We start from the raw sequence: 16,137 nt of genomic DNA, 5'->3' as shown, positions 1-16,137 counted from the left end.
AAGGCCATCAAGGCGGTCTTCGGGGCGCACGCCCGCAAGGTGGCGGTGTCCTCCACCAAGTCCATGACGGGCCACATGCTGGGCGCGGCCGGTGGTGCCGAGGCGGTGGTGAGCGTGCAGACGCTGCTGCGTGGCGTGCTTCCGCCGACCATCAACTACACCACGCCGGATCCGGACTGCGATCTGGACTACGTGCCCAACCAGGCGCGTGAGCAGCGCGTGGACGCGGTGATGAGCAACTCGTTCGGTTTCGGCGGCACCAACGCGGTGCTCGTCTTCAAGCGCTTCAAGTAGCACCAGCACCCCAGCACTCCCTCTCCCCCCTGGGAGAGGGCCGGGGTGAGGGTCTCCCCACCCCGGGTCCGAGTGGAAGAGGGAGGGCTCACGTGAAGATCATCATCGCGTCGGATCATGCGGGCCTGGAGCTGCGCCGTGAGCTCGTGAGCGCGCTCCAGGAGCTGCGCGCCGAGGTCCATGACGTGGGCCCCACCACGAACGCGTCGGTGGACTACCCGGACTTCGCGAAGACGGTATGCAGGGCGGTGGCGGCGGGCGAGTACCCGTACGGCGTGCTGGTGTGCGGGACCGGGATTGGCATGAGCATCACGGCCAACAAGTACCGGGGCATCCGCGCGGCGCTGTGCACCAGTGAGTTCGAGGCGCGCATGACGCGGGCCCACAACGACGCCAACGTGCTGTGCCTGGGCCAGCGCGTCGTCGGAGCGGGGCTGGCGCGCAGCATCGTGGAGGCCTTCGTGGCCACGCCCTTCGAGGGCGGCCGGCACCAGAAGCGCCTGGACAAGATTCGCGAGGCCGAGTCCGACAACGGACGCTGAGGCCCTCGTTCCCAACCGAGGAGAGCGTGTCCATGGAGAACATCCGTAAGCTGGCCGAGGTCGATCCGGAGATTGCCAAGGTCGTTCACGACGAGACGCGCCGCCAGGAAGAGGGCCTGGAGCTGATCGCCTCGGAGAACTTCGTGAGCCCCGCCGTGATGGAGGCGATGGGCTCGGTGCTGACGAACAAGTACGCCGAGGGCTACCCGGGCAAGCGCTACTACGGCGGTTGCGAGGTGGTGGACGTGGCGGAGAACCTCGCCATCTCCCGGGCCAAGGAGCTGTTCGGCGCGGACTACGTCAACGTCCAGCCGCACTCCGGCAGCCAGGCCAACATGGGCGCCTACATGGCGCTGATGAAGCCCGGTGACACCATCCTCTCGTTGGATTTGAACTCGGGCGGCCACCTCACCCACGGCGCCGCGTTCAACTTCTCCGGCAAGCTCTACAAGATCGTCCACTACGGGCTCACCAAGGACACCGAGACGCTGGACTACGCGCAGGCCGCGGCGCTCGCGAAGGAGCACAAGCCGAAGGTGGTGGTGGTGGGCGCCTCGGCGTACCCGCGCACCATCGACTTCGCGAAGTTCCGTGAGATCGCCGACAGCGTGGGCGCGGCGATGATGGTGGACATGGCGCACATCGCCGGCCTGGTGGCCGCGGGCGTGCACCCCTCGCCGGTGCCCCTGGCGGACATCGTCACCTCCACCACGCACAAGACGCTGCGCGGCCCGCGCGGTGGCCTCGTGCTGAGCAAGGAGCAGTACGCCAAGACGCTCAACAGCCAGATCTTCCCGGGCATCCAGGGCGGTCCGCTGATGCACGTCATCGCCGCCAAGGCCGTGGCCTTCCGCGAGGCGCTCAGCCCCGAGTTCAAGGCGTACCAGCGGCAGATCGTCGCCAACGCCCAGGCCCTGGCCGAGGCCCTCAAGCGCGGGGGCCTGCGCCTGTGCTCGGGCGGCACGGACAACCACCTGATGCTGGTGGACCTGCGCCCCAAGAACCTCACCGGCAAGGTGGCCGAGGAGGTGCTGGGCAAGGCGGGCATCACGGTGAACAAGAACATGATCCCCTTCGACCCGGAGAAGCCCATGGTGACGTCGGGCGTGCGCGTGGGCACGCCGGCCGTGTCCGCTCGCGGGATGAAGGAGGCGGAGATGGCCACCGTCGGCGCCTTCGTCGTGGAGGCGCTGGATAACGCCTCGGACGAGAAGCGGCTGGCCAACATCCGCTCGCGCATCGAGGAGTTCACCCGGAGCTTCCCGCTCTACGCCTCGCGGCTGAAGTAACCCTCCCTCCCTCTTCATGCGTTGCCCCTTCTGCCAGGACGCCGAGAACAAGGTCATCGACTCGCGCGAGTCTCACGAGGGGTCTGTCATCCGCCGGCGCCGCGAGTGCTTGCAGTGCAAGCGGCGCTTCACCACGTATGAGCGGGTGGAGGAGCTCTACCCGCTCATCGTGAAGAAGGACGGGCGGCGGGAGACGTTCGATCGGGACAAGCTGCTCGCGGGGCTGAAGAAGGCCTGCGAGAAGCGGCCGGTGTCGGCGGACCAGCTCGAGGAGACGGTGGTCGCCATCGAGCGGTTGCTGCAGGGCATGGGCGAGAAGGAGGTGCCCTCGTCGGTCATCGGCGAGGAGGTGATGCGCCGGCTGCACGGCCTGGACGAGGTGGCCTATGTCCGCTTCGCCTCGGTGTACCGGAGCTTCCGTGACATCTCCGAGTTCATGGAGGAGCTGAAGGATCTTCTGTCTGACCGGACGCGGGAGCTCAAGCCGCCGCGTCCCGTGGGCAAGGACGGTTGACGGGCCATGCGGCTCTTGACGCGAGCGCGGATGCAGAAGCGCACCCCCCGGGCGAAGCGCGCGGCGGACTTCGACAAGGCGGTGGCGGAGTTCTTCATGCGCCTGGCGCTGGAAGAAGCCTCCAAGGGACTCGGCCGCACCAGCCCCAACCCCGTGGTGGGGGCGGTGCTGGTGAAGGGCGGCCGGATCATCGCGCGCGGCTACCACCGGCGGGCCGGCACGGCGCACGCCGAGGTGGTGGCGTTGGAGGCCGCGGGCGCCAGGGCCCGTGGGGCGGACCTCTACACGACGCTGGAGCCGTGCGACCACTACGGGCGCACCCCGCCGTGCAGCCAGGCCGTGCTCGATGCCGGCGTGCGCCGCGTCTTCGTGGGCTCGTCCGATCCCAACCCCAAGGTGAATGGCAAGGGCGTGGCGCGGCTGCGGCGCGCCGGCGTGGAGGTCGTCACCGGCGTGCTGAAGGAGGAGGCCGACACGCTCAACCGGCCCTTCTTCAAGGCCATGAGCACCGGCCTGCCCTACGTCACCCTGAAGGCGGCGGTGACGTTGGATGGCAAGCTGGCCACCGCCACGGGCGACTCGCGCTGGGTGACGGGAGAGCAGGCCCGGGCGTGGGTGCACCGGCTGCGCGACCAGGTGGACGTCATCCTCGTGGGCGCCACCACCGTCCAGCGCGACAATCCCCAGCTCACCACGCGGCTCCCCGAGGGCTCGGGGAAGGATCCGGTGCGCGTGGTGGTGGACTCGCACCTGCGCCTGTCCCCGAAGCTCACCGTCTTCACCCAGCGCTCCCCGGCGCGCACCGTGGTGGCCACGCTGGAGGAGCCCACGGGCCGCAAGGCGAAGCGTTTCATCGCCGCCGGCGCCGAGGTCTGGCGGATGCCCGCGAAGCAGGGCCGCGTGGACCTCGAGGCGCTGATGCGCCGCCTCGCCAGGGAGGGCCTCAACCACGTGCTGGTGGAGGGCGGCGCGGAGATGTACGGCTCGTTCCTGCGCGGGGGGCTCGCGGACGAGCTGCTGCTCTTCGTCGCCCCCAAGCTCATCGGGAGCGAGGGCCTGTCCTGGTCCGGCTCGCTGGGCGTGAAACAGATGGCCCGCGCACTCACGGTGGGCAAGCTCTCCTTCGAGCAGGTGGGGGAGGATCTGCTGCTCCGGGCCCGGCTCTCCGAGCCGGGGTGAGGGCCCGCTCCCGCGCGGCCGCTCAGGCCACGATGTAGCCGAGCGCCAGGTCGAAGATCAGCATCTCCAGCCGCTCGTGGTCGTCGTCGCTCACGTTCTCGAAGATGAAGGAGACCCGCTGGTTGCCCTGCTCGGAGGGCGGGGTCGCCGCGACGATGCGTGCACGGCCCACCACCGGCGCCTCGTCCTGCCCGGGCAGCCACAGCGCGAAACCGCTGAGCGTGCCCTCGGTGGGGGCACCTCCCATCAAACAGGAGAAGCCCCCGGAGGAGATGTCCAGGGTGCGGCTGCGCACGGCGCCGGTTCGGAAGCTGACGTCCACGTGCATCCCCTTGGGCACGCGGAAGCTGCGCCGGGCGGTCGATCCCGGTTGCAGGTTCTGCCCCTGGGCCGCGAGCAGCGAGCGTGCGAGCTGCTCGCGAGCCTCCAGGTAGAGTGCCCGCTCATCGCTCGTGTGCAGCCGACGGCGCGCGCGTTCGTGCAGCTCCCGGAAGTTCGTCAGCCAGACGGACAGATCCATCCCCCCATTATAGCGTGGTTTTTCGGACAGTTCCGCCAGCCGGGCTCTCGCCGGGAATCGGATATACAAGAAATCCCCGACCCTGATAATTTGAGCGGTGGATGGGGTGCCCAGACGAAACGACGCTGAGCGACTTCCTGGTGGGACTTCTGCCGGAGGCGCGCAGGCAGGAGGTGCTGGCGCACGTGGAGGGCTGTGCCGCGTGCCAGCGGGCGCTGGCGGCGGGCGGCGACTCCACGCCGACGGCCGGTGTCCCGGAAGCGTCTCCCCCGGGGAGTCCCGAGCTGCTGGCCCGGGGCGCCACGCTCTCCCGGTACGTGGTGCGGGAGCGGCTCGGCTCCGGGGCCATGGGGGTGGTGTACGCCGCGTATGACCCGGAGCTGGACCGGCAGGTGGCCCTCAAGCTGCTGCGTCCCGAGGGCCGCCATGTGGAGGAGCTGAAGCAGCGGCTGCTGCGCGAGGCCCAGGCGCTGGCCCGGCTCTCCCATCCCCATGTCGTCGCCGTGCATGACGTGGGGGTGTGCGGAGACGGCGTCTTCCTGGCGCTGGAGCTGGTGGACGGCACCACGCTGGCGGACTGGTTGAAGGAGCCGCGGCCCTGGCGCGAGGTGCTGCGGGTCTTCCTGGACGCGGGGCGGGGGCTGGCGGCCGCGCACGCGGCGGGGCTGGTGCACCGGGACTTCAAGCCCGCCAACGTCCTCGTGGGCCGGGATGGACGGGCACGGGTGACGGACTTCGGACTGGCCCGTCCCGCCACTCGCGCGGGCATGCTCCCGGAGACGCCCACGGCCCCGCCGGCCGCGCCGGAGGAGGACTCGCTCGGACAGCTCACCCGGACGGGCGCGCTGCTGGGGACTCCGGCCTACATGGCGCCGGAGCAGCTCGACGGCCATGGGGTGGACGCGCTCTCGGACCAGTTCAGCTTCTGCGTGGCCCTCTACGAGGCCCTCTATGGGATGCGGCCCTTCGAGGGCCTGAGCCTGCGGGAGCTCGGCCGGGCCGCGCGCGAGGGCAAGGTGAAAGCGCCCGGGCGCGACTCGAAGGTGCCCGCGCGGGTGCGCAACGCGGTGCTGCGTGGGTTGCGGCCCCGGCCCGAGGAGCGCTTCCCCTCCATGGAGGCCCTGCTGGCGGCGCTCGCCCCGGGCCCCAGCCGCGTGCGCACCTGGGTGGCCGTGTCCGCCGCCACGGCCTGTCTGGTGGGCGTGGCCGTGGGCTACGTGGTGGCGCACCGGCACGCCGCGCAATGCGCGCAGGAAGTGGAGAAGCTCGACGCGGCCTGGGGGCCCGCGCGGCGCGAGCGGGTGCGCGCGGCCTTTCTCGCCACGAACAAGCCGTATGCCGCGGACGCCTGGGAGAAGCTCTCCTCCGCGCTGGATGCCCACGCCTCCCTCTGGCGCTCGCTGCGCACCGAGTCCTGTGTGGCGGCGGACGGCGGGACCTCGGGCCTCGCCTTGCAGACGTCCGCGTGCCTCGACGCCCGGCTGTGGCAGTTCGCCGCCGTCACCGAGGTGTTGGAGAAGGCGGACGCGCAGACGGTGCAGAACGTGCCGCAGCTCGTGGCCTCGCTCGAGGGACTCGCCGTGTGCCGGGACGCTCCGGCCAGCTCCACCCGGCCCCAGCCGTCCGAGCTGCTCCGCCCCCGCGTGGATGCCGCTCGCCGCAAGCTGGCCGAGGCCCGCGCCCGCATGGAGGCCGGCAGGCACGCCGAGGGCATCGAGATGACGTCGGCCCTCCTGAAGGAGATCGACGGACTCGACTATCGGCCGTTGGAGGCGGAGGTGCTCTTCCTCCTCGGCCAGCTCCACGGCCACGCGGGCAAGTCGAAGGAGGCCGAGGACATCCTCTACCGCGCCCTCTGGGCCGCCGAGGCCGGCCGCGACGACGAGACGGTGGCGCGCGTCTGGGTGCTCCTCGTGTGGATCGTGGGAGATCAGATGGCGCGCGTGGGGGAGGCGGATCGGCTCGCCCAGCACGCCCGGGCCGTGGTGGAGCGGCTGGGACGCGAGCGCTTCCCGGCCATCGCCACGGATCTCCACCTGCGGTTGGGCGGGGTGCGGCTCGTCCAGGGCAAGCTGGAGCAGGCGGACGACGAGCTCACCCAGGGCCTGGAGCTGTCGCGCAAGACGTACGGGCCCGACAGCCTGCGCACCTCCTATTTCCTCTCCAGCCTGGGCCGGGTCCGCGCCCGGCAGAATCGGCCGGCGGATGCGTTGGCGTTGTACCAGCAGGCCCAGCAGCTGCGGGAGCGGCTCTGGGGCTCCGAGCACCCCGCGCTCGCCCTCAATCTCAGCAACCTCGCCACGGAGCTGCTGTCCCTGGGACGGGCCGAGGAGGCGATCTCCTCGTGGCGCCGCGCCCTGGCGCTCCTGGAGGCCTCGCGTCCCCCGGATCATGCGAGCCTCGGCCCTCCGCTCAACAACCTCGGCTCGGCGCTGCGCGATCGGGGCCGGCTGGACGAGGCCCGGAAGTACCTCCAGCGGGCGCTCGCCATCTTCGAGCGCAGCAAGGGCCCGAATCATCCCAACACCGCCACCGCGCTCAGCGCGCTCGGAATGGTGGCCTACGACTCGCAGAATCTCGACGAGGCGTTGAGCTACCAGCGGCAGGCCCTGGAGCGCGTCCAGAGCGCGCTGGGCCCGGACTCGCCGCGCGTCGCCGCGCCGCTGATGTACCTCGGGGTCGTCCAGCACCGGATGGGCCAGCACGACGAGGCCCGGCGCCACCTGCTGCGCGCCCTGCACCTGTGGGAGAAGGAGAACGGCCCGGAGAGCGCCACCATCAACCACGCGCTGCGCCCCCTGGCCCGGCTCGAGCTGTCGGCCGGGGCGCCCAGGAAGGCGCTCGCGTACTGCCAGCGCGCCCTGGGGAACGACGAGCGGGCACAGGGGACGGAGACCCCGGACGTGGCGATGGATCTCGCGTGCGTCGCGGAGGCGCACCTGGCGCTCGGTGACGCGGCACGGGCCGTGCCACTGCTCGAGCGGGCCCGGAGCGTCAACGAGCGGACCCCGAGGGATCCGCTGGAGGAGGCGTGGGTCTCCTTCCTGCTGGCCCGGGCGCTCGGAGAGCAGGAGCCCGCGGTGGAGCTCGCGCGTGCCGCCGTCCTGGCGGAGGAGGCGCGGGCTCGGATGGCCGCCCTGGGCACACGGGCACGCGTGGAGTTGCGCGAGGTGACGGCCTGGCAGGAGCGGCACCCGGCTCCGTCCTCCGTGGCGCGCAAGGCGGGGACGCCATGAGCGGGCCTCGGGAGGAGGAGTCCCTCTCCGCGCTGTTGCGGGCCCATGTGCCGCCGGAGCGGAGCGCCGGATGGGAGGGGGTGGAGGGCCTGGAAACCCTCCTGCGGGAGCTGCTGGGGAAGGGGCGGGAGGCGTGGCCCGCCGTCACGCTCCCGGCGGAGACCTTCGTGAAGCACCTGGGCCGGCACCTGCCCGCGGAAGGAGGCGCCGAGGTGCTGCGCCAGCTCCATGGGGCGGATCTCTACCTCGCGTGTGCCTGCGCCGTGGGCGAGCGCCATGCCCTGCTCGCCTTCGAGCAGCATGTCCTCCAGAAGGTGCCGGCGCGGCTCGGGCAGGTCGCCGCGTCCACCGTGGACGAGGTGTTGCAGGTGATGCGCCAGCGGTTGTTGCTGGGCCGGGGTGACACCCCTCCGAGGATCGCCGACTACTCGGGCCGGGGCCCGCTGCTGTCCTGGGTGCGCATCATCGGGGTGCGCATCGTGGGCGAGTTGGCGAGCCTGGACGGGCGCCAGGAGCTCTTCGACGAGCCGCCGGAGACGCTCGCGCGGATGCTGGCGCCGAATGATCCGGAGAGGGATCTTCTCAAGGAGAACTCGCGCCAGGCGCTCGTCACCGCGCTGAGGACGGCCCTGGCCGCCATGCCCGAGGGGGAGCGCGCCCTGCTGCGCCTGCACCACATCCATGGCCTCACCATGGACCGGCTGGCGACGATGTATGGCGAGCCCCGCTCCAGCATCGCGCGCCGGGTGATGCATGCCCGCGAGCGGTTGCTGAAGCTCACCCGTGGGGAGCTGGCTTCCCGGCTGAGGCTCGATGGCTCCGAGCTGGAGAGTCTCCTGGGACTGGTGCGCAGCAGGTTGGATCTCAGCCTCAACCACTTGATGGACTGAAAGAGAACACCGGAGCGCATGCCATGGCTCTCGAGTTCACCGTACGGAAGGAGATCGCCGCGTCACCGGGCTGGAGCCCAACAAGTCGCTCGAGCTGTACGTGGACGGGACGCAGGGCAGCTCGAAGCGCGGACACTACCGCTTCCGCTACCAGCTCGAGCCCGCGGGCGGGAAGACGGCGCTGACGATGGCGGCGGAGATCGGCGGGATGGGGTTCCTCCTGGAGCTGTTCGGCCGGTTCCTGCTGGGCAGCTTCAAGAAGGCCATCATCTCGGACCTGGAGGCGATGGCGGGCTACATCGAGGGCTCGAAGAAGGCCTGAGCCCGCCTCCGGCGCTCCACGAGCACCGCGAGCCCGAGCAGTCCCAGGGTCACCAGGGAGATGACGGCCCCGAGCACCAGATGCGGCGTGCGGTAGGTGAAGGTGACGCGGTGGGAGCCCGCGGGCACGCGTACGCCGCGCACCGCGAGGTTGGCCGGGAGGATGGGCGTGGGCTGTCCGTCCAGCGTCGCGCTCCACCCGTCGTAGAAGGCGTCGTTGAGCACCAGGGCCGCCGGCGCGCGTGCGTCCACCTCGAGCTCCACGGACTCCGGCGCGTAGCGGACGATGCGCACCTGGCCGGGCTCTCCAGGCGAGGCGGGTGCCGCGTCGCGCGGGGTCTCGGGCGGGCACTCCAGCACCGCCTGCTGGTGGGGGTGGAAGGCGCGCGAGAGCAGGAGGGCGCGCGCGGAGGGCTCGTCCGGCACGCAGACGGGCGTGGCCAGGTAGGCGCGAGGCAGCGTGTTCGGATGGTTGAGCAGCACCACGCCCGGCCCCAGGCGGCGATCCTGCCCGAGGACGACCTTCGGGTTGCCGGAGATCTGCTGATAGGCCCGGGTCTCCAGGGTGATGTAGCGCACGTGGTAGAGGCCGGCGAGGCGGCCCAACCAGAGCTGGGCGGAGTCGGGCGAGTAGAGCAGCCCGGCCATCCGCCGGGAGGCGGCGGGCAGGTAGGGCCCGGCGCTCTCCACGTGCCAGAGCGCGGGCGTGTCCGGCGCGAGCCCCGCGACGAAGTTGATGGACATGAGGTCCACGGGATGGAGCTCCTCGGGGACCTCGCGCGGTGAGAGATCCTCCGCGCCCGCGAAGACCCGCGGCGGCACCGCGCCCGCCTCCGTCTCCCGTTGCACGATGACCTTCAGGAAGCCCGTGGGCTGTTCCAGCACGTCCGTGTAGGTCACGTGGTAGGTGCCCTCGTTGGCCTGGTAGAGGGCGGCGAACTGGAGCCCGAGGAGGAGCGCCACGCCCCGTGCCGGGGGGAGGGCTCGCGCCAGCGCCGCCAGCACCAGGCCCATCAGCGCGAGCGTGATGGCGCCCACCCCGGTGGCCTGGAGGAAATTGCCGTGGAGCACCTCCAGGATGGAGGGATCCGCCTTCTCCCAGAGGGAGTGGATGACGCCGCTGGAGAACAGCCGCGACCGCCACTCGCCCAGCGCGAGCAGTCCGCAGACACCGGCGAGCACGAGACCGGCCCGGCCGAGCCGCCGTGACAGGGTGGAATCCCGGAGGACGGCCTCCAGCCCGGTGCCAGCGCCCAGGGAGAGGGGAAACAAGACGTAGGGCAGCAGCTTCTCCGGGTAGCGGAAGGCATTCCAGAGGGGAACCCACTGGTAGAACCAGCGGTACAGCGGGAGGTGATTCGGCAGCGTCAGGGCGAGGAGCGCCAGCGTGACGGCGGACACCTTCCAGGTCAGCGGGTGGCGCCGCCAGGTCCACAGGGCACCGCCCAGCAGCAGGACGGCCGGGAGCCCCATGTACACCGAGCTCACCCAGAAGCCCCCCATGCCTGTCCGGAACAGCTCATCCGCCATCACGCTCGAGGCCGCCGTGCCGGACCCCGGGTCGAGGAAGAGCGCCCCGAGGGCGAGCTCGAGCAGCCGCAGGGGATGGAACGGGAAGGAGGTGGCCACCTGGAGCGTGGGCGCGCTGGGCCAGGCGTTCTTCACCGTGGTGAGGACGGGGAGGATCTGCACCGCGGACAGGAGCGCGCCGAGCACGATGAGCAGTCCGGCCCGGGGCGCGGCCCGCAGCGCGCCCGAGCGATCCGGGCGCAGCAGCACGAGCACCAGCAGCATGCCGTTGCACAGGGCGAAGCTCTGGGCATCTCCGCTGAGGAGGACGAGGCACAGCGGGAGGGCGGCGGCGGTGGCGCGGCCCACGGAGGGCGCACGCAGGAAGCGCTCGGCGCCCCAGAGGGCCCAGGGAAACGTGCTGGCCGCCATGAGGTAGAGCAGGTTGTTGCTGATGCCCACCATGTAGCCGCACAGCGCGTAGGTGAGCCCCGAGAACAGCGCGGGACCGCGGCCCAGGCCCCAGAGCCGCGCGAAGAGGTACGTGCCTCCCAGCGCCGCCATATAGGACAGCAGGGTGATGAACTTGAGCGCCGTCCCCAGCGGCAACAGCAGGTAGAGCAGGTTGGCCGGGTGGAACGCGCCGGAGATGAGCATGCCCGGGTAGGGCTGCCCCAGCGCGTTGTACGGGTACCAGTCCGGGAACTGGAACTGCGAGACGCGCTCGGCCCAGTACTGCTTCAGCGGGTAGTAGACCCGGAGGATGTCTCGCGAGGCGAAGATCTTCCCGGAGAAGGCCGCCCGGTGGAAGTAGAGGAGGGGGAGGGCGAAGGCCGCCGCCGCCGCCGCGAAGCGGGTCCTGGCCTGCTGGGAGAGGGGCATGGGCTTCGAGTCGGTCGCGTGGAAGCGGCCGACCTTGCCAGGAGCACATAGCGGACAGCAATCCAACTCCGCCGGAGCGCTCGTCCGGGGCGCCCCCGTACCTGCCCGCCTGCCGTGCATGAGTCCGGCTTTTCCTCCGTCTTCACCCACTGCTTGGGATCGAACACTCTCATCGGTTAATCTTCAGCCTGTAAAATTCCTCCCAGACTGAGGGTGATGACGATGTCGGGTGACGCGAACGGCAAGTTGGGCAAGCACGCGGTCGTACTCGGTTCGAGCATGGCGGGACTCCTGGCGACCCGGGTCCTGTCCGAGCGGTTCGAGAAGGTCACCCTCGTCGAGCGCGATGCGCTGCAGGACAACCCGGAGCCCCGCAAGGGCACGCCCCAGATCCAACACCCCCATGTGTTGCTGGCCAAGGGCGCTCAAATCATGGCGGAGCTCTTCCCAGGGCTCTTCGAGGAGCTCGTGGCGGCGGGTTCGACACCCGCGGAGATGTCTGACGCGGCCTGGTTCCACTCGGGCTATTGGTTGGTACGCGCCAAGACGGGTGTGATCGCCTACAGCCAGAGCCGGGGGTTGCTGGATTGGAAGGTGCGTCAGCGCGTGCTGGCATTGCCCAACGTGGAGGTCATGGATCGCTGCGAGGCCAAGGGCTACCTGGCCTCCCCGGACAACACGCGCATCACTGGCATCCGGCTCCACCGCAAGGGTGAGGCCGAGACGACACTCGACGGAGTGGACCTCGTGGTGGACGCGAGCGGCCGTGGCTCCCAGACGCCCCAGTGGTTGGAGCAACTCGGCTATCCTCGTGTACCGCAGACCCTCATCAAGACGGACGTCTGCTACACCAGCCGTATCTTCCATCGGCCCAAGAACCACCAGGCCGATTGGTTGATGGTGGCCATCTACGCCGAGCCGCCTCATGGGAAGCGCGTGGGCATGATCTTCCCCATCGAGAAGGATCGCTGGATCGTGACGCTGGCGGGTTACCTCAAGGAGCAGGCCCCGACGGACGATGCCGGGTTCGTGGAATACTCGCGCTCGTTGGCGCGGCCCGACGTCTATCACGCCATCAAGGACGCCGAGCCGGCGGGGCCAATCGTCCAGCACAAGATTCCCGGCAGCCAGCGCCGGCACTATGATCAGATGAGCCGCTTCCCTGAGCACCTGGTGGTGCTCGGGGATTCGGTGTGCAGCCTCAACCCGCTGTACGGCCAGGGCATGACGTCCGGTGCCCTGCAGGTGATGTTGCTCGACAAGTGTTTGCGCAACCAGCCTGCGGGTTCCCTCACCGGCCTGGCGCAGCGTTTCCGCAAGCAGGTGCCCTCCGTGTTGCTGTTGCCGTGGATGATGGCCATGAGCCAGGACATGGGCCACCCGGAGGTGGAGGGAGCCCGGCCTCCCGGCTTCGGGTTCATGAGCTGGTACACCAAGCAGATCATTTCTCTGGCCGCGCGTGACGAGGAGGTCGTCCGGAGCTTCGCGAACGTGCAGCACATGCTGAAGTCCCCCGCGACGTTGTTCTCGCCTGGCATGCTGTGGCGCATCTTGACGGCACGCTCGCCGGAGGCCGGGGCTTCTCAGTCCTCTTCGTGATTGCCCGGACTGGAGAAGGGCGGCGGGGCTCCGATCGAGCGGAGCCCACCTCCGCCCCGAGAGGGCGCTGAGACCACGGTCTTCCCAGCAAGGGCCTCCCACCTGGTGGGGGAGGCCCGGAAAGTGCTCCAGCACGCCGGGGCGCACCGCCAGCTGCCTGGTGGCGGTGGGTCCGCATCTCGCACCGCGACAGGTATCCCCTCAGACGAGGACGAAGGTGCTCGCGAGCGCCACGCAGTACCAGTAGGTGTAGTGCATGTAGGTCTTGTGGTCCTGCTCAGGGCGGTGCCGGGTGAGTACCTGGAAGCAGATCATCAAGCTCGTGAGCGCGAGCAGAGCATCGAAGACGAGCACCTGAGGCGAGGCGCCGGCCATCGTCGCGGGCGCGCCCACCAGCCGCATCATCAGCAGGTGGGTGATCACCGCCAGCGCGGCGAAGCCAACGCCCAGGAATCTGCGCGTGGCCGTGATGCCGAACACCATCGGGAATGTCTTGCGCCCGCTGTCCCTGTCACCTTCGATGTCGCGCAGATCCTGCAGCGGCACCAGGAGGAAGACGGACACGGACAGGAAGGTGATCCATTCGCGGGCTCCCTGGGGAACAATGGGGGACGCGATCCTCCATCCCGCTTCCAGTGACGCCCATACCCCCAGCCCCATCGACAGGTTCTTGATGAACCAGTTGCGAGCACCGCGCAGCAGGTTGTGGACGATGGTCACTGCCTGCCACAGCAGGGTCCACTCCAACACACCGAGCCACCAGCCCACCAGCGTGTAGACGGTCATGGCGAGCACCCAACGGATGCTCGCGCCCCGGAGCGACACCATTTCACGTGCCAGCGGGCGGTCCGGCTTGTTGATCCGATCCTCCTCCACACCCATGAGCTGGTTGGAGAGGCAGAACGTGAAAGCATAGAGCGTGAAGTACAGCAGGCCCCGCCCCAACTGCGACACCAGCTCGAGCGCGGAACCGCCCGCGGTATGCCAGGCCGCGAGCCCGAAGATGAGGCCCGGCATGACAGCCGAAGAGATGTCTCTCCGGATGACCTGGTAGATGAATGACAGCTCGTGTGCCATCACTGCCCACAGGGCCCGTGACCGCGGACGCTGACTCGCTTGTTGCGTCTCGGCAGGAGTTTCCGTTGGCCACGCCTCAGTCAGTGCTTTGGAGTCCATAGGCCCGTCTCCTCGACCCCCTCGCATGCTTGTCCACCAGCAGTTGGACGGGCAGGGGCCACGTTGCCCCCGCGCTGGAGGCTCAAGAAATGTCCTATTGCAGAATATTCTTGGAAAGTCAAGATCCAATTCACGGAAAAACTGGAAAACCAGGAGTGTGAACAGGCGGTCGGGTCCATGACCCAACCTCTCGGGTTCACACCCCTGGGCCGGGGATGAGGACAGGGGCCAGCACTTCTGCTCTCCGAGGCAGGGGCCGACCGAGACTTCACTGTGCTCTCCGGGTCGGCTATGGTCGGGTCAACCTGTACTTCCAGCAGGGCGACTTAAGGGCGCTTCTAGAAATGACGCCAACTGAGCTGAACGCGGTCACCAAAAAGCTGTTCAAGAGCTATCAGAACCACTCGGGCATGGCGACGCCGCCGTTGGTCTACCTGACCATGCTGATCATGGCTCATGAAGGAGATCGGGCGCGCAACATCGCGATCTCGCTGCTTCCGGGGCTCATGCTGACGCTGGGTCTGATCCTGCCCTTTGTCGTCATCCGCACGACGCTGAAGAAGGCGCTCGAAGTGAATGCCGAGGACAGGCCCGGCGACCGGTTGACGCGCATCTTGAAGGTGCCGCGTACGATTGAGATGTACCTCACGACGGGGACGGGGATTGGTGTCGGTCTGTACGTGGGCCTTCCGGCCCTCTACTACGGGACGAGCCTCTTGGTCGTGCCTTGGGCCACGCTCGTCGCGCTGCTCATTTCGCTGCTGGTCTGGCTGCAGATCCGGCTCGTGCTCGAGAAGCTCGTGAGCCCGTACGCCATCGAGGAGTTCCATAAACATCCCGAGGCGGCCCTCCGGGGTGGTGGACTCTTGTGGCCGCGGCAGCGCTGGTACCTGCCCTACGCGTTCGGGCTCTTCGTGGCGAACACGTTGGTGTTCACTGCCACCATCGTCGGTAAGGAATCGCTCACCGCCTATGAGCATATGCGGGCCCTCGTGGTGAGCAACCCCAACCTCCCGTTCCTCGATGTGCTGGATCAATCCGTCGATAAGCTGAAGGTGAGCATCGGGGTTCCGTTGACGTTGCTGGGTATCTTCCTGCTGGTCAACGCCGCGCTGTCCGCGTGGCGGATTGCCCAGCACCAGTCCGAGGCCGCCCGGTGCGTGCAAGAGGCCATGCAGGCCCTGGCGTCGGGCAAGCCGAAGCTGCCGGATTGGATCTCCACCGATGAGGTGGGCGATCTCTCGCTGGCCACCGCGCAGGCCTTCGAGCAGCTGCGCGCCTTCTCTCAGTCGTTGGGTGAGTCGGCGAACAACCTGCGCGGCTCGGCCCAGCAACTGGGGTTGTCCACCTCCAAGCAGACGGAGGTGCTCACCCTCCAGGCGACGGCCTTGCAGGAGACCCAGGTCACCACCCAGGAGATCAAGGAAACCTCCGCGCTTGCCGCTCAGAAGGCGGAAGACATCCTGCACAAGACGGAGAAGGCCGACGAGATCAGCCGGCTGGGTCAGTCCGCCATCGAGCACAGCCTCGACAGCATCCAGCAGATCGGCGATCAGGTGCGAGAGATGTCGCGGCAGATCAAGGCGCTTGGAGAGCGGGCGCGTCAGATCGGCCACATCACGACCACGGTGAAGGATCTGGCCGACCAGTCGAACATGCTGGCGCTCAACGCCGCCATCGAGGCCGTGCGCTCCGGTGAGCACGGCCGGGGTTTCGGGGTGGTGGCGCGCGAGATCCGCACGCTGGCGGATCAGTCCATCAAGGCGACCAGCAAGGTGCGGGAGATCCTCCTGGACATCAGCTCGGCCATCCGCACCTCGGTGTCGATGATGGAGCAGGGCACCGTGCGCGTGGAGGCCAGTATCATCCAGGTGCGTGAGTTCGGCACCCGCATCCAGGAGCTTTCGGGCATCGTTCGGGACAACGCCGCGTCGGTGCGGCAGATCACCGCGGCCGTGACGCAGCAGAACAGCGGTATCGTGCAGATCGTCCAGGCGGTCACCCAGCTCTCCACGATGATGGACCAGACGATGGAACAGCTGCGTGCCTCGGACGAGGCGCTGACCGTGGTGAATGGAGTGGCCGAGACGGTGACCCAGTTCGTGGGCAACTACGGCTGGCAGTCCGACGAGAAGCGGGGCGGGCCCCAGGGCTGAGCGGCGCGCTCCAGGCCCGCTGGCGCTTGT

The 16,137-nt window shown here is 69.1% G+C and carries 12 protein-coding genes and 1 pseudogene; 10 read left to right on the top strand and 3 right to left on the bottom strand.

All coding sequences use genetic code 11. The annotated features are described in order from the left end of the window. The 5 genes and pseudogenes from Q664_RS42035 to ribD form a co-directional block, all read left to right on the top strand. A pseudogene (locus Q664_RS42035) lies at nt 1–294 on the top strand (beta-ketoacyl-[acyl-carrier-protein] synthase II); the annotation flags it as partial. A gap of 92 nt (nt 295–386) precedes the next feature. Next, the gene (rpiB, locus tag Q664_RS42030; RefSeq protein WP_043409743.1) at nt 387–836 is read left to right on the top strand and encodes a ribose 5-phosphate isomerase B; all 450 of its coding nucleotides are present in this window, start codon (nt 387–389) and stop codon (nt 834–836) included. Between the two features lie 32 nt (nt 837–868). Further along, nucleotides 869–2,125 carry a serine hydroxymethyltransferase gene (locus Q664_RS42025; protein WP_043409741.1) on the top strand — a complete coding sequence of 419 codons (1,257 nt, stop codon included), beginning with the start codon at nt 869–871 and terminating at the stop codon, nt 2,123–2,125. A gap of 16 nt (nt 2,126–2,141) precedes the next feature. Then, nucleotides 2,142–2,639 carry a transcriptional regulator NrdR gene (gene nrdR / locus Q664_RS42020; RefSeq protein ID WP_043409739.1) on the top strand — a complete coding sequence of 166 codons (498 nt, stop codon included), beginning with the start codon at nt 2,142–2,144 and terminating at the stop codon, nt 2,637–2,639. A gap of 6 nt (nt 2,640–2,645) precedes the next feature. Further along, the gene (gene ribD / locus Q664_RS42015) at nt 2,646–3,818 is read left to right on the top strand and encodes a bifunctional diaminohydroxyphosphoribosylaminopyrimidine deaminase/5-amino-6-(5-phosphoribosylamino)uracil reductase RibD (RefSeq protein WP_043409737.1); all 1,173 of its coding nucleotides are present in this window, start codon (nt 2,646–2,648) and stop codon (nt 3,816–3,818) included. 22 nt (nt 3,819–3,840) lie between these two features. Here ribD and Q664_RS42010 read toward each other — a convergent pair whose 3' ends face one another. After that, nucleotides 3,841–4,338 (bottom strand): PilZ domain-containing protein, encoded by a 498-nt coding sequence (locus Q664_RS42010; protein WP_043409734.1) that lies wholly within the window; start codon nt 4,336–4,338, stop codon nt 3,841–3,843. A gap of 101 nt (nt 4,339–4,439) precedes the next feature. On the opposite strand from Q664_RS42010, the gene Q664_RS42005 reads away from it, so the two are divergent. From Q664_RS42005 to Q664_RS41995, 3 genes are all read left to right on the top strand, one after another. Then, the gene (locus Q664_RS42005) at nt 4,440–7,574 is read left to right on the top strand and encodes a serine/threonine-protein kinase (RefSeq protein WP_043409731.1); all 3,135 of its coding nucleotides are present in this window, start codon (nt 4,440–4,442) and stop codon (nt 7,572–7,574) included. Further along, a complete protein-coding gene (locus Q664_RS42000; protein ID WP_043409730.1) occupies nt 7,571–8,464 on the top strand; it encodes a sigma factor-like helix-turn-helix DNA-binding protein in 894 nt (297 codons plus the stop codon). The genes Q664_RS42005 and Q664_RS42000 overlap by 4 nt, the downstream gene beginning before the upstream one ends. A 100-nt stretch (nt 8,465–8,564) precedes the next feature. After that, the gene (locus Q664_RS41995) at nt 8,565–8,786 is read left to right on the top strand and encodes an SRPBCC family protein (RefSeq protein WP_052519341.1); all 222 of its coding nucleotides are present in this window, start codon (nt 8,565–8,567) and stop codon (nt 8,784–8,786) included. On the opposite strand, the gene Q664_RS41990 is transcribed toward Q664_RS41995, so the two are convergent. Continuing rightward, nucleotides 8,759–11,176: a YfhO family protein gene (locus tag Q664_RS41990; RefSeq protein WP_043409728.1), complete on the bottom strand. Its 2,418-nt coding sequence runs from the start codon at nt 11,174–11,176 to the stop codon at nt 8,759–8,761. The two genes, Q664_RS41995 and Q664_RS41990, sit on opposite strands and share 28 nt — an antisense overlap. A gap of 279 nt (nt 11,177–11,455) precedes the next feature. Between Q664_RS41990 and Q664_RS41985 the strand changes: the two genes are divergently transcribed. Beyond that, complete coding sequence (locus tag Q664_RS41985; RefSeq protein WP_160174618.1) at nt 11,456–12,775, top strand: NAD(P)/FAD-dependent oxidoreductase; 1,320 nt, start codon at nt 11,456–11,458, stop codon at nt 12,773–12,775. A 201-nt stretch (nt 12,776–12,976) separates the two neighbouring features. Here the strand turns inward: Q664_RS41985 and Q664_RS41980 are convergent, their stop codons facing one another. Continuing rightward, the gene (locus Q664_RS41980) at nt 12,977–13,852 is read right to left on the bottom strand and encodes a UbiA family prenyltransferase (protein WP_052519340.1); all 876 of its coding nucleotides are present in this window, start codon (nt 13,850–13,852) and stop codon (nt 12,977–12,979) included. 443 nt (nt 13,853–14,295) lie between these two features. On the opposite strand from Q664_RS41980, the gene Q664_RS53395 reads away from it, so the two are divergent. Further along, the gene (locus tag Q664_RS53395; RefSeq protein ID WP_052519339.1) at nt 14,296–16,107 is read left to right on the top strand and encodes a methyl-accepting chemotaxis protein; all 1,812 of its coding nucleotides are present in this window, start codon (nt 14,296–14,298) and stop codon (nt 16,105–16,107) included. Nucleotides 16,108–16,137: the final 30 nt, after the last annotated feature.

Source organism: Archangium violaceum Cb vi76 (assembly GCF_000733295.1).
In the GTDB taxonomy this organism is placed as follows: domain Bacteria; phylum Myxococcota; class Myxococcia; order Myxococcales; family Myxococcaceae; genus Archangium; species Archangium violaceum.
Note: the sequence above shows the minus strand (reverse complement) of the source record. Positions and strands in the feature narration are given on the sequence as shown.

What these genes read in the sequence shown, in the direction of transcription:
- Q664_RS42025 (WP_043409741.1), top strand. Translation starts at nt 869, where the DNA reads ATGGAGAACATCCGTAAGCTGGCCGAGGTCGATCCGGAGATTGCCAAG.
- nrdR (WP_043409739.1), top strand. Translation starts at nt 2,142, where the DNA reads ATGCGTTGCCCCTTCTGCCAGGACGCCGAGAACAAGGTCATCGACTCG.
- ribD (WP_043409737.1), top strand. Translation starts at nt 2,646, where the DNA reads ATGCGGCTCTTGACGCGAGCGCGGATGCAGAAGCGCACCCCCCGGGCG.
- Q664_RS42010 (WP_043409734.1), bottom strand. Translation starts at nt 4,338, where the DNA reads ATGGATCTGTCCGTCTGGCTGACGAACTTCCGGGAGCTGCACGAACGC.
- Q664_RS42005 (WP_043409731.1), top strand. Translation starts at nt 4,440, where the DNA reads ATGGGGTGCCCAGACGAAACGACGCTGAGCGACTTCCTGGTGGGACTT.
- Q664_RS42000 (WP_043409730.1), top strand. Translation starts at nt 7,571, where the DNA reads ATGAGCGGGCCTCGGGAGGAGGAGTCCCTCTCCGCGCTGTTGCGGGCC.
- Q664_RS41990 (WP_043409728.1), bottom strand. Translation starts at nt 11,176, where the DNA reads ATGCCCCTCTCCCAGCAGGCCAGGACCCGCTTCGCGGCGGCGGCGGCG.
- Q664_RS41985 (WP_160174618.1), top strand. Translation starts at nt 11,456, where the DNA reads ATGGCGGGACTCCTGGCGACCCGGGTCCTGTCCGAGCGGTTCGAGAAG.
- Q664_RS41980 (WP_052519340.1), bottom strand. Translation starts at nt 13,852, where the DNA reads ATGGCACACGAGCTGTCATTCATCTACCAGGTCATCCGGAGAGACATC.
- Q664_RS53395 (WP_052519339.1), top strand. Translation starts at nt 14,296, where the DNA reads ATGACGCCAACTGAGCTGAACGCGGTCACCAAAAAGCTGTTCAAGAGC.